Raw genomic sequence first — 12191 nt, 5'->3', positions numbered from 1 at the left:
ATCGGATACCTTAGTTGATTAAGCCATCTTTACTTCCATATAAAAAGAGCCCTCACGATGAGAGCTCCCCGATAAATGAATAGATAAGTGCTGAATTATTCCAAACTTTCTTTCACGAGTGCTGCAAAAGCTTCTGAACCTTCCGTGGTTAGATGTACACCATCTTTTTCAAAATATTCGTCATGTCCCTCGCTTGCACTGTGCCAATCAATCAGTGAAACGTTACTGTAGTCGGAAGATGCTTCATTCAACGCTTTATTGACTGCTCTTTCCCACGGACGAGGTACCCGTACGGTAACCAAATACACATGTTTTTCATCCTTCAAATTATCCAGTACGGAATTCAGGCTTTTCGAATTAAATGAACCGTTCGTTCCCAGCTCCAGCACAACCCGGCTGCCCAATTGGTTGTTTCTCTCCAGACCATTCAGAACATCGGCAGCCTCCCACATCTGACGTCCGATGTGACCGTCCACATAAACTCCCGATATATTTTGTTCGAGATAAGGTTTCGCGTCCAGAATAACCGAGTCTCCAATGACTGTGTAATGAACCTTTCCGTCTTTGGATGGAGGGGCTGTTTCCCCTTCGTCTTTGGACGATTCAGACGTATTGACAGGATCTTCGGGTTGTTGGTTACTGCTCCCATCCGAATTATCAGTTGGATCACGTTGATCGTTGGTACCTTTGGCTTGACCCGCTGTGTTGTTCGAGTCGTCAGGGGCGTTCCCTTTCTCCTCGCCTGATTTCGGTTCTTCTGGCTCTGGAGTTTTATCGGGCTTCGTTGGTTGCTGCTCCCCTTTGCCTGATGAATCTCCAGCATTCTCCGCAGGTTTATCGTTTTTCTGCGGTTCAGGTTTGTTGACGGAAACCGGCGTATTCACTGCTGCCGGGAGAACATCCTGCCCTCTTTCCTCCACAACGGAATGGTCTCCATTCAGGGCGGTAGACATCGATACCGAATGGGAATCGGAGTTCGCCGCAGAAGTGATCATCATCTGTGACACGGTAAATGACATCAGCAGAATGCTCATCAGTAATCCGGCTCGCTTCCACCATACATTACGGATACCCGTTGCTTTTCCTCTTCCCCATAATCGGGACCAGGAAGCACGGAATCCGTTATAACGAATTGGATTTTCAATATATCTAAGTGACAAGGAGGCAAGCGCAACCGTTGCTGCAACCTGCAAAACCATTCGAACAGGATGTGCTCCGCCCGTGTCTACCGCTGGACTTGTTAGAATAATGACAGGATAGTGCCACAAGTATAATCCATAGGACCGTTCACCGATCCAGCGCATTGGCTTAGCGCCAATGAATCGCGCAAGTAAGGATGAAGGATGGGCCAATACAGCTACGAGCAATGTCGTCGCTATGGCCTGAAGCACCATTCCTCCTTGATATAATGAAGGATCATACTCACTGCTATTCAGCATCATGTAGATTAACAGAGTCAGCGCAGCTACCCCTGATAGGTCCAGAACGTTCCGATGGACGCTGGCAAGGGACGACGACAGCTTGCGACTCGGCCATACCACGGCCAGTGCAGCACCTGCCAGGAGAGCAAATGCTCTTGTGTCTGTTCCATAATAAACACGGCTCGGGTCCAGATCCGGATTATACATGATGGCCATTGCCCCTGCTGACAATTCGGCTGCCACGACAATAAAAACGACCAGCCATCCCTTTCGTTTGAACAAAAGGATGGCCGCAACCAGTAAAAGAGGCCATACGATATAGAATTGTTCTTCCACCGCCAGCGACCAGAAATGTCCAAAGGGTGAAGGCGGGCCGAAACTTTCGAAATAGGAAACGTGATGAAAGATGTACCACCAATTACTTATGTATAATACGCCCGAGACAATGTCACCGCGCAGAGCAGCGAGCCGGGAAGGGTCCGTGCATAACAGCCAGATCATTACCGCTGCAGTCATGGTGAGCATCCCGGGTAACAGGCGCCTAACTCTTCGAATCCAGAAATCACCCAGCGATATCCGGCCTTGCTCCTGCCATTGTGTCAAGAGGATGTCTGTGATCAAATAACCTGAGAGAACAAAGAAAATGCCTACACCGAGCAGACCGCCCGGGATAAAACTCAAATTCAAATGATACCCTATTACTGCAAGCACAGCGATGGCTCGCAAGCCATCCAGTCCGTTCATATGCCGCTTGCTTTTCAATGATTGTGACATGCATGCCCCTCCTTGTTACGGTAGGTAGACATCATTGGTGTCCGGGGCGTTTGATAACTCCTTGTGGTTCTGGTTGTCATTGACATACGTATTGCACCTTCCATCATTCATTTACAACATAAAGAAGACGTATTTCTAAAACATATTGTTGTTTACGATGTTCTTTATATTTTCTAGATCTCCCGTTTAGCATTATACGCCCGAAAGGATCTTCACAAATTACAATAATAGTTACAATCACATGAACCGATGTAACCTTTCCTTCCAAGCATATACAGCTGTAAAATCATACTCTAATTTGGTCGTGAAATACAGCATTTTTCATGGAATGGCTAATATTACCTAGCCTCATTTTGTTTATAAACAGATCTCTTTGGATTCTGAAAATGTGCGCTTCGACCAATTGCAAAAGGCTGCCGACTTGCTCAGCAGCCAATAACCATTATAAACCTATCTCTTGTGGGATTGAAAGTCTTGCTCATAATTGCTTCTTGGTGCCTAGGACTCTAGAAGTAAAATGGATGTGTTTTCTCTTCCGCGCCAGCATCAAGTATTCGATAAGCGGAACGTCCGATGTACATGGGAATCTGCAATTTGTGCAAATCCACCATCCCATTTTCCAAGAAATAATCGGGGTCCTGATACCGCTGCATCACTTCGCCCGCGATCCATTCATGATCTCCGTACGTTGTTATGTCCATCACCTTGCACTCATAAGCAAAATAAGCATCGGTCAGTATGGGTACATCTACCTTGATCCCATCCTCATATATAATGCCGAACTTTGAAAATTTATCCGTATCTCTTCCACTGTATGTACCTGCTGCCTGTATCCACTCGGATCGATGGCCCGGTAGAAAATGGACCCCAAACGCCTTGCTCTGCTCGATCAAATGGTAAGAATACGTCTCCTTTCGCAGCGATATGCCGTATATCCCGGGAGACGAGCCAATATAGGTATGCCAGCCTGAGGCCATTACATTTTGCACCCCCTCATGACGGGATGTGACCACCGCCACCATTCCAGGATACGAATAAAATAACGGTTCATCTATCGGTTTCCGCATTGAATCCACCTCTCCATTTTCCGTTTAGTCTCATCCATAATTATACAGTAAAGGAACAGGTTGAAAAAGTTTTTTTCATGCTTCATATAGGAGCCATTCACGGAATGCAAATAACAGCCCTGTACATCCTTATGTTATACTAGTACAGGAATCAGATTTACAAATACTGCGCCGGGATTGTGATAGGATATGGTCAAATCAGTCAAACAAGCCTCCTAAACGAAGAACTACTCTCATTTAGGAGGTAATAAACTTATGTTTAATCCAATTGTGTTAAATCAGTGGGATAGAACGCCTTATTTTGAACATTATTTGAATCGGGTCAGATGCACTTACAGTATGACGGCAAACCTTGATATCACCCTACTGCACGCTGAACTTAAGCTTAAAGGGATGAAGCTGTATCCTGCTCTTATTCACATGATCACTACCGTGGTCAACACACACAGGGAATTCCGCACCTGTTTGGATGCCGAAGGCATTGTGGGTTATTGGGACAGCATGTCCCCCAGCTACACCATTTTTCATGAGGATGAGAAGACATTCTCAACATTGTGGACGGAATATCATAGAAATTTCCAGGTGTTCCACAATCGTTATCTGGCGGATATGGATCAATACAAAAACAATAAGCAGTTTGTCGCCAAATCCAATGAACCGCCCAATACTTTTCCTGTTTCCAGTATTCCCTGGGTGAACTTTACTGGGTTTAATCTGAATATTTACAATGAAGGTACCTATTTGTTACCCATTTTCACTATGGGAAAATATGTACAGCAAGACAATAAAATAGGGCTTCCCTTATCCGTCCAATTACACCACGCCGTGTGCGACGGCTACCATGCCGGTGTAATGTTTAATGAGTTACAGTCACTGGCTGATCGCTGTCATGAATGGTGTTGTTAAATTCAACATAGTTTGTTAAACCATCCCATTAGCTTATGCACAAAAAGGCATTTCCGGCTTCATTTTGAAGTCACGGAATGCCTTTTGATCTTTCAGTTTGGTCGATTAACGTAACATCCGCTTTACTCGCTTTCGAATCAATGCCGCTAGGAAAAGAAGAAGCCCCAGAGCGATGTAGAAGAAATCAAATATGACTTGGCTTGTTCCCAAATAGGTTTCGAATTTGTCAATGCCGGAAGTTCGCCACATACTCATCACCAGTGTAATCAAACCTATTGGAAACACAAGCTGGCGATATTGTGTGAGTCCAAGCAACTGACTCGCCCCCAGCGATGCCGTGTACAGATAGGAGGTTAACTGGATGAACGTGCCGGGGAGCCAAACGATCAGCAGTAGAGCATCGACATGCTGGATAAATTTACCAAACCCTATATATCGAACGACCTCAATAAATGGATAATTCAATGTGCTGACATGCTTGCCAAAGAGAAAAACGGATATGAGTCCAGAGACAGACAATGTAACCATAATCCCAAACCAGGTTAATATTGCATACGCTGTCGTTTTTCTCTGGTTCGATACGAACGGAAAATAAAGTCCGAGCATTATATATCCGGCGAACCAACTCAAAGGAGTAATGGCCCCCTTAAGGGAAGGTACGATCCCTTTGCCCATAATTGGCAAGATATTATTTACTTCCCATTCCGGAATTGACAAGATGATCAGCAGTCCGAACACCAAGAAAGTTAGCGGCAGGAACAATTGTGCTAGCCGTCCTAAAACCTCCAGACCTCCTCTAACGGCGTAGGTTACAAGTAAGACAATCCCCCCAATGGCGATAAAGGGTGGTGTTTTTCGTAAAAAGACGGCCGAAATAAAGTCACCAAATTCCCTTAATACAACAGACGTCAGATTAATACCATATAGTATGACTACAACCCCCACGACTTTGCCCAGCCAAGGTCCAAGCAGCCGCTCGCTGTACTGAATGATGGTTTCCTTCGGAAACATACTGCTGAGCCGAAGCATCGCTAGTATAAATAGCAAACCGAGCAGATGAGCCCAGATCGGTGATAACCACAAATCGTGCCCAGCTTCCTTTCCCGTTATTTTCGGAATATACAGGATTCCGTCGTAGGCCACTATCGAATAAAAAAGAAGACCTAGCTGCGCCGCGGAAATCTTACCTTTCTCTATCATCAGAAAACGCTCCTCACTTCAACCCGAAGTCAACCGCTTAAAAATACTGTTAAGCATATCGATCGGTCCAGGCATATTGGGAAATAGAAGTACGAGCACAGCCATGAGCCACGCGATACCTGTGACGGCGATCAACGACACCCGCTCTCTTTTTTGCTTAATTCCCAGACAACGCCATTCAGCCCAAACCATCAAGGCGGTTGCAAAGGTTGTTCCCGCCACCTTCACCCAAGTCACTTGCCTCCACACCTCTTTTCAGGATTTGCCGACGGGCACACTGTTCATCCCAATTTGACGGATTCTCACCTTAACCTGCACGTTGGCTTGTATCGAAGGATAAATTCGCTCCCATTGGTCATGGATATGTTTCCATTTCCGTGGATTGTGGCGTTCGATCTCTTCGCCGAAGCCGAAAATGTCAGCCCTCATCTTTTGGGCTTGCTTGATCGTTGTCTCCGCCTTTTGGCGGATTTTGTCGACCGCCGCCTCTTCGACATTGCGAATAAATTTCGAATCCATTGTTTTAAAGCGAGTCGTATTCTGCATGAGGCTCATTTCGGCTTCAATCACAATGTCCATACGCGGTATTTCTCCCACAAGTTTAGGATCGATCCGGGTGCTGGAAAAAAGGACTCCAAGTGAAATGAGCGGAGAAGAGGGCCTATCCAGCTTCACCGTCTCAACGTCGCCGCTCACTTGTTCCAATATCCATTTAGCTCCAGAGTAGGACTCTCCTTGAATCAATCCGGCCATACGGTAACTAGAAAAGGCAGCATAACCTTTCACATAGGGGACGCTTTTCCCGCCGTCTTGCGTAGTATCGACGTAAGGTAAAAATGCCTCATTTGAGGTATTTCCGAGATTCTGTACAAGGTTATTAAGTGTTATGGGTCTACGAAAGAGCTGCTCGGATTCACCACCTAGAAAATCCGCTCTAGTTTTTTCGAGCGGGGGGGCGGAAGCGAGAAAATCGCGTGCTGTCCCCTTGCAGACGAATGGCTGAACCCGCAGACGAACATTGCTGTCGCGGACAAGATAATCCAATTGTTCCCTAAGCTGGCTGCGAGACAACGCCTCTCCGACGACCAATATTTCAAGCTGCCCCCAATAAACAGTGCGGGACAGCTTAATCTGCAGCTCAGAAGCAGCATCCGCCGCAGTTGCTCCTGAAGCGGACCAAATCAAAGTCGAACCGCTACTTTTAGAGTTGCTCATGCCCTGTTGTGTTTTTCCCCCTCCCTCCTTAGGAATCACAATCTCCAGTGACAATTCAATCTCCCCATTGTTCTTTAGGTCCAAACCAGCAGTCCTTACAATCGCCAGATCATTAACTTCCTTTCGATCCCAGCAGCCCGTCGAAAACAGTAAAACGGCTGTTGCCATGATGAGTAATACACTCTTACAAGCATTCATCCAGATGATTGATAATCTTCTCTCCATAATCCGTCAGTTCCCGCCTCCTCTGTCTGAGCCCGGCTTCTGCCCTCGAGCAAGTCGATGGCGGTTTTTCAAACTCGTAAAACCGGGACGCCTTGACATTTTCCATCGAGGAGCTCGAATCATGGTATCCTTCATTTCATTTGGCACAAAAGGCGCGAAAGGAGACAAGAAGGGGACACCGTAAGAGCGAAGCATACACAGATGAGTCGCAATGGCGATAAGGCCAAACGACACACCGAGCAAGCCCAGCGTCCCCCCAAGTATGATAAGTGGCAGCCTCAATAGACGAATGGCGAACTCCAGAGAATAATGGGGAGCCGTAAACCCCGCAATGCCCGTGAACGCAATAATAATGACGATTGGTGCCGACACGAGCCCGGCCGACACAGCGGCTTCTCCTACGACTAGCGCACCGACGATCGTAACAGCTGAACCGATTTGCCGCGGAAGACGGAGCCCGGCTTCACGCAGCACCTCGAACGCGAGTTGCATCATTATAACTTCTACGAAAGTCGGGAACGGGATTTCCTCACGCGCTGAGGCAATGCTTACCAACAACTTACCTGGGACCATTTCATGATGAAAATTTAATATCGCGACGTACACTGCCGGAAGTATCATGGATAATAAAAGCGTCCAGTACCGCAAAAACCGTAAAAAGCTGGAGTATACTGCACGGTTGTAATAATCGTCTGCAGCCTGCAGAAGCGTTGCCAGCGTCGCGGGAACGATAAGCACATCCGGCGTGCCATCGACCAAGAGAGCGATGCGGCCTTCGAGCAAGCTCGCTGTAACAACATCAACTCGTTCCGTAAATTGCTGCTGGGGAAACGGCGAATATGGGTTGTCTTCTGTCAGCTCTTCTATGTACCCAGTCTCTAATACACTGTCAATATCGATACGCTCGAGCCTGCTTTGTACTTCATGTAATAAGGAAGGTTTAGCCAAGCCGTCAATATAAGCAATGCAGACCTCAGTCCCCGTATAGCTGCCAATGCTGTGCGATTTTACTTGCAGCTTCACACTCTGGATTCTCCGTCGTAACTGCGAGAGATTGGTCGTGATCGATTCGGTGAAGCCTTCGCGCGGCCCCCTCAACGATGTTTCAGTCTGAGGCTCTTCTATACCGCGCTTTTCCCATTGAACGAGTCCTAAAAGTAAAGCCCCGGTACAACCGTCAACAAGGAGTGCGGGATATCCTTTGATCAATAGCCCAGCACATTCCTCAACAGTCGCAGCCTCATCGGCAGACATGACGGGTAGGAGGCGCATTTTGACAGATTTCAAATCGTTGCTTAACACATCCCCAGATTGCATGAGAGGCTTCAAGACGTTATTGTCGATCTCCTGCCTATTCGACATGCTAGGAATATTGACGAGTTCGGCCCTGATCGTTCCGCCGATCAAAAACGAGCGAAACGAAACGTCATCGGCTTCACCTAATACTCCTTTGAGAGCCTTTATATTGAGATCTAACTCAGTAACCAGAGCAGTGCGATCTTTAAATTCGATGTTGCCATTCGAAGTAGAACGTGTCTGCATCATCACCTCCTCCTATCGCCAATACTGGTTATAGTAGTTCACCTTTGTTAAAGTACCGTTATTCTAACCATATGGGTGATATATTATCCCATCTTTCGCCAGCCACTCTGCTCGATATACCAGAAACAAAAAAACAACCACCTACGACCTGAAATTTGGTCTGCGGTGGTTGTTCATGAGCACGTGCTGATCCGCTGCGCCTTCTATGACGAGACGGCCTTGAACAAAACGGCGCAATTGGCCGCATATCAAGAATATGCTATTAGCAAAGAGGACTCTCGGTTAGGAGAGTCCTCCCCTTGTAATCTTAAGCTTACTCCAGCTTCTTCTTATTAGCTGCGATTTGATTATTTCTTTCTTCCACCAATTTATCGTAGCCATTATCCTTGCGGTATTGGACAAAGTCATTCATCGCCTGATCGACTTCACTCTCCGATTTGGCATCCAAGATCTTGGCGATCGTCTGCGACCAGTTCTGATCAATCTTCTCTTTATTTCTGGAAGATTCTTTAGATAAATATACATCCAGACTCGCTAATTCGAATTGCGGCACCACGTAATCCTGAGTCCATTGCTTAGCCTGCTGCAAAGCCTTCGGGAACTGAGAAATTCCCATTTGCCGGGAGAGCAGAGCACTATCCTGCAGCCACAGATGAGTGGTCAAGCCGACCTTCTTCTCGAAGCCGGCAGGGTCAGTCTGCTTGAACTCCAGCAGATCCGGATTCAAGACAGGATTACCGTCCTTGATGGTGTAGGTTTCGCCCTCACGGCCAAAGTTCATGACATTGTTGCCCTCCTCACTAACCAGATAAGTCAGGAGCTCCATCGCCTTTTGCGGATCCTTGGCATCCTTGGTAATAAAGGTTTGTGTCCAGCCTTCAATGGAAGTGCCCGGCAATGCCGTTTTCTTGCCTGTCGTAGAAGTTGGCCCGTTAACGGCAATGTACTCCTTGCCAGGGTGCTCATTCGCCCAAACGGTCATCGTATCCGTCTCACTGTTCAGGTCCGCAGCAAAATAGGCGAAGTAGCTGCCATTCGTTAGCCGTGCATCCTTGTCATCTTTGGTCATCGTAGTCATGTCCCGGTCTGCCAGCCCCTTCTGCCGGGCATCGACGAACACTTTAAGCCATTTCTGAAAATCTGCATCTGTATAACGGTCATAATATTTGCTGTCTTGCGTCAACATAGGGACTCCGATAAAATCGGCAAGCGTTCTATTGAATACCCCGTTCTTCTCAGAGCTATCTCCCGTAAAAGGAGTCACCCCGATCGGAATAATCGTTTTTCCCAGTTCATCCTTCACGCCCACCTTCTGCGCAGCTTCCAATGCCGAAATAAATCCTTCCGGCGTGGTCATATCAGGCTTGCCGAGCTGTTCATACATATCTTTCCGCACCAGAAATCCCTGATTGGCATAGATACCGCCTTTCTCATAATCCGATTTCGTATTCGAGAAGTTAGGATACCCGTAAATATGGCCGTCGTCCCTGGTAAAGAACTTGAGCGTTTCCGGCTTGGCCGCTTTTTCCATGAAATAGGGGTCATACTTCTCGGCCAGCACATCAAGCGGAATCGCAAATTTATCGGCTTCCTTAACAAATGGGTTGCTTCCATCCATAGTAATGATATCCGGCAGATCTCCGGAGGCCATCATCGTGTTTAGCTTGTCGTCGCTGCCGCCCAAGTAAGTGATGTTTACTCCGGTATCCGCCGTAATATATTTGGAAGACACATCATTGCCCCAGACTTGAGCGAACCAATCGAAATTAATGTACCAGTCAAGGTCAGCCTTTGCCTTGTCGTTCTTCCAACTCGGCGTATCTTTGGCCACTTCAATCTTCGAGTCCGGCAAATTTTCACTTGTCTTCTTACCGCCACAGGCAGTCAACGACACTGCTAATGCAACCAAAGTCAGAAGGATGATCGATTTCTTCATAACATTCTCCCTCGCTTTTATCATTATTCTTTAACTCCTCCGACCAGCATGCCGCTAATAAAGTATTTCTGAAGGAAAGGGTAAATCAGCATAATAGGAAGGGTCGTAACGATCATCGTAGCCTGCTGTAAAGATTGAGTCGTAAAAGCCTTGGAAATATACACTCCTGCTTTGGCAGAATTCGCAGCGCCTGCGCTCGTTAACAGCTGATACAAATAATATTGAATCGGATACAGTGACTTATCCGTTACATACAGCTTAGCCACGAAGAAATCATTCCACTGGTATACCCCGTGAAACAAAGCGATCGTCGCCAGCACCGGGAAAGAAAGCGGGACAATAATTTTGAAGAACACCTGTAATACACTGGCCCCGTCAATCTTGGCTGATTCTTCAATCGAGTCCGGCAAGCTTCGGAAGAAGTTCATTAGGATGATCATGTCGTAAAAGCTGAATAGCACGGGGATAATGTACACCCAGAAGCTGTTCGTCAGACCGAGCGACTTGGCCACCAGAAATGACGGAATCATTCCGCCGTTGAAGAACATCGTGATGACGCCCATACGGATGAATATCTTTCTTCCCAGTAAATAAGACTTGCTCAGAGCATAGGCTGCGGCCCCTGTAATGACCAAGTGCCCGATGACACCGATTACAGTTTTGGCTATCGTAACTCCAAACGCTCTGTAAATGGTCGTATCCTTCAATATGGTCTCATAGTTTACCAGCGTAAATTCTCTCGGGAATAGATAAATTCCCCCTTTCATCGCGTCATACCCGTCATTGAACGAGAGGGCGATGATATTGATTAAGGGTAATACGATGATGGCAATAAAAAACAGCATGAATATCACGTTAAAAACGTTAAATATCTTCTCGCCTCTATCCAGCCCCATATAGCTCCCTCCCTTCTAAAAAATTGAACTATCGCTAAGCTTCTTGGTTAAGAAATTGGCTACCAGCAACAGTGTGACCGATACGACGGACGAGAATATTCCGACCGCAGTCGCGAATGAGAAGTCTCCTTGCGCCAGACCCAAATGATAAACATAAGAATCGATGACTTCACTGCGCAGCATGTTCGAAGAATTTTGCAGGACGAGAGTCTGGTCCAGATTCGCTCCCAGGATAGAGCCTACACGCAGCAAAAACATCAGCACGATAATATTTTTGATGCTGGGAATCGTGATATACCAAATTCTTTTCAATATTTTCGCCCCGTCGACCTTCGCCGCCTCATACAACGATGGATCAATTCCCGTTATGGCAGCGAGATAGAGAATCGTTCCCCAGCCAACCTCTTTCCAAATATCCGACAACGTCGCGATCCACCAATAAGCATTCGCATTTGACAGGAAGGAGATCGGTTCAGTTATGAGATGCGTCGACAGCAGGAAGCTGTTCACCAGTCCCGACGAACCAAGCCAGGATGTAATCATGCCGCCAAGAATAACCCATGACAGGAAGTGCGGTAAATAAGATATGGTTTGCGTAAACTTCTTGAAGAATACTAATCGGAGTTCATTGATCAATATAGCCAGGACGATCTCCAGCGGAAAACCGATCAACAACTTCATCAGGCTGATGCCTAGCGTGTTCGTCAGCACATTGTAGAAATCTTTGTCCCCCAAAAAGGCTTTGAAATTATCCAATCCTACAAATTCCGAGCCCGTAAAACCGGATAACGGAGAATAATCCTGAAAGGCGATGATCAATCCGAGCATCGGGACAAAAGAGAACACAATCATCAATATAATGCTCGGCCAGACCAACACTTGAAGCTCCCACTGGGATAGAAATTGTTGTTTAAATTTGGATTTCATCCGTATGCCTCCTTACTCTTCAGGTACAGCATTGTCAGTTCTTTCTGAATCATGTAAGCGTATTCCAAAATCTGCTAGGCCC

General features: G+C 46.7%; 10 protein-coding genes. 1 reads left to right on the top strand and 9 read right to left on the bottom strand.

All coding sequences use genetic code 11. The features are described 5' to 3' along the window. Positions 1-95: 95 nt before the first annotated feature. Together JNUCC31_RS26395 and JNUCC31_RS26390 are read right to left on the bottom strand one after the other, a co-directional pair. Positions 96-2195, bottom strand: coding sequence for an acyltransferase family protein (locus JNUCC31_RS26395; protein ID WP_192266076.1), 2100 nt, complete (start codon positions 2193-2195; stop codon positions 96-98). 506 nt (positions 2196-2701) lie between these two features. After that, the gene (locus JNUCC31_RS26390) at positions 2702-3262 is read right to left on the bottom strand and encodes a flavin reductase family protein (RefSeq protein WP_192266074.1); all 561 of its coding nucleotides are present in this window, start codon (positions 3260-3262) and stop codon (positions 2702-2704) included. Between the two features lie 255 nt (positions 3263-3517). On the opposite strand from JNUCC31_RS26390, the gene catA reads away from it, so the two are divergent. Continuing rightward, positions 3518-4168, top strand: a complete 651-nt coding sequence (catA, locus tag JNUCC31_RS26385) for a type A chloramphenicol O-acetyltransferase (RefSeq protein WP_192266072.1) — start codon at positions 3518-3520, stop codon at positions 4166-4168. 105 nt (positions 4169-4273) lie between these two features. Here the strand turns inward: catA and JNUCC31_RS26380 are convergent, their stop codons facing one another. The 7 genes from JNUCC31_RS26380 to JNUCC31_RS26350 form a co-directional block, all read right to left on the bottom strand. Further along, positions 4274-5368, bottom strand: coding sequence for a GerAB/ArcD/ProY family transporter (locus tag JNUCC31_RS26380; RefSeq protein ID WP_192266070.1), 1095 nt, complete (start codon positions 5366-5368; stop codon positions 4274-4276). Between the two features lie 18 nt (positions 5369-5386). Beyond that, complete coding sequence (locus JNUCC31_RS26375) at positions 5387-5605, bottom strand: hypothetical protein (protein WP_192266068.1); 219 nt, start codon at positions 5603-5605, stop codon at positions 5387-5389. A gap of 18 nt (positions 5606-5623) precedes the next feature. Further along, the gene (locus tag JNUCC31_RS26370; RefSeq protein ID WP_228469261.1) at positions 5624-6781 is read right to left on the bottom strand and encodes a Ger(x)C family spore germination protein; all 1158 of its coding nucleotides are present in this window, start codon (positions 6779-6781) and stop codon (positions 5624-5626) included. A 33-nt stretch (positions 6782-6814) separates the two neighbouring features. Continuing rightward, on the bottom strand, positions 6815-8353 hold the full coding sequence (locus JNUCC31_RS26365) for a spore germination protein (protein WP_228469260.1): 1539 nt from the start codon (positions 8351-8353) through the stop codon (positions 6815-6817). A gap of 310 nt (positions 8354-8663) precedes the next feature. Further along, on the bottom strand, positions 8664-10286 hold the full coding sequence (locus tag JNUCC31_RS26360; protein ID WP_228469259.1) for a type 2 periplasmic-binding domain-containing protein: 1623 nt from the start codon (positions 10284-10286) through the stop codon (positions 8664-8666). A 23-nt stretch (positions 10287-10309) separates the two neighbouring features. Then, positions 10310-11182, bottom strand: a complete 873-nt coding sequence (locus tag JNUCC31_RS26355; RefSeq protein ID WP_192266064.1) for a carbohydrate ABC transporter permease — start codon at positions 11180-11182, stop codon at positions 10310-10312. A 15-nt stretch (positions 11183-11197) separates the two neighbouring features. Next, entirely contained in the window at positions 11198-12109 is a 912-nt protein-coding gene (locus tag JNUCC31_RS26350) for an ABC transporter permease (RefSeq protein ID WP_192266062.1), read from the bottom strand. Positions 12110-12191 lie beyond the last annotated feature (82 nt).

The sequence above is a fragment of the Paenibacillus sp. JNUCC-31 genome (genome assembly GCF_014844075.1).
GTDB lineage: Bacteria > Bacillota > Bacilli > Paenibacillales > Paenibacillaceae > Paenibacillus.
This window is presented reverse-complemented; position numbering and strand designations above follow the sequence as displayed.

What these genes read in the sequence shown, in the direction of transcription:
- JNUCC31_RS26355 (WP_192266064.1), bottom strand. Translation starts at nt 11,182, where the DNA reads ATGGGGCTGGATAGAGGCGAGAAGATATTTAACGTTTTTAACGTGATA.
- JNUCC31_RS26365 (WP_228469260.1), bottom strand. Translation starts at nt 8,353, where the DNA reads ATGATGCAGACACGTTCTACTTCGAATGGCAACATCGAATTTAAAGAT.
- JNUCC31_RS26380 (WP_192266070.1), bottom strand. Translation starts at nt 5,368, where the DNA reads ATGATAGAGAAAGGTAAGATTTCCGCGGCGCAGCTAGGTCTTCTTTTT.
- catA (WP_192266072.1), top strand. Translation starts at nt 3,518, where the DNA reads ATGTTTAATCCAATTGTGTTAAATCAGTGGGATAGAACGCCTTATTTT.
- JNUCC31_RS26350 (WP_192266062.1), bottom strand. Translation starts at nt 12,109, where the DNA reads ATGAAATCCAAATTTAAACAACAATTTCTATCCCAGTGGGAGCTTCAA.
- JNUCC31_RS26370 (WP_228469261.1), bottom strand. Translation starts at nt 6,781, where the DNA reads ATGAATGCTTGTAAGAGTGTATTACTCATCATGGCAACAGCCGTTTTA.
- JNUCC31_RS26360 (WP_228469259.1), bottom strand. Translation starts at nt 10,286, where the DNA reads ATGAAGAAATCGATCATCCTTCTGACTTTGGTTGCATTAGCAGTGTCG.
- JNUCC31_RS26395 (WP_192266076.1), bottom strand. Translation starts at nt 2,195, where the DNA reads ATGTCACAATCATTGAAAAGCAAGCGGCATATGAACGGACTGGATGGC.
- JNUCC31_RS26390 (WP_192266074.1), bottom strand. Translation starts at nt 3,262, where the DNA reads ATGCGGAAACCGATAGATGAACCGTTATTTTATTCGTATCCTGGAATG.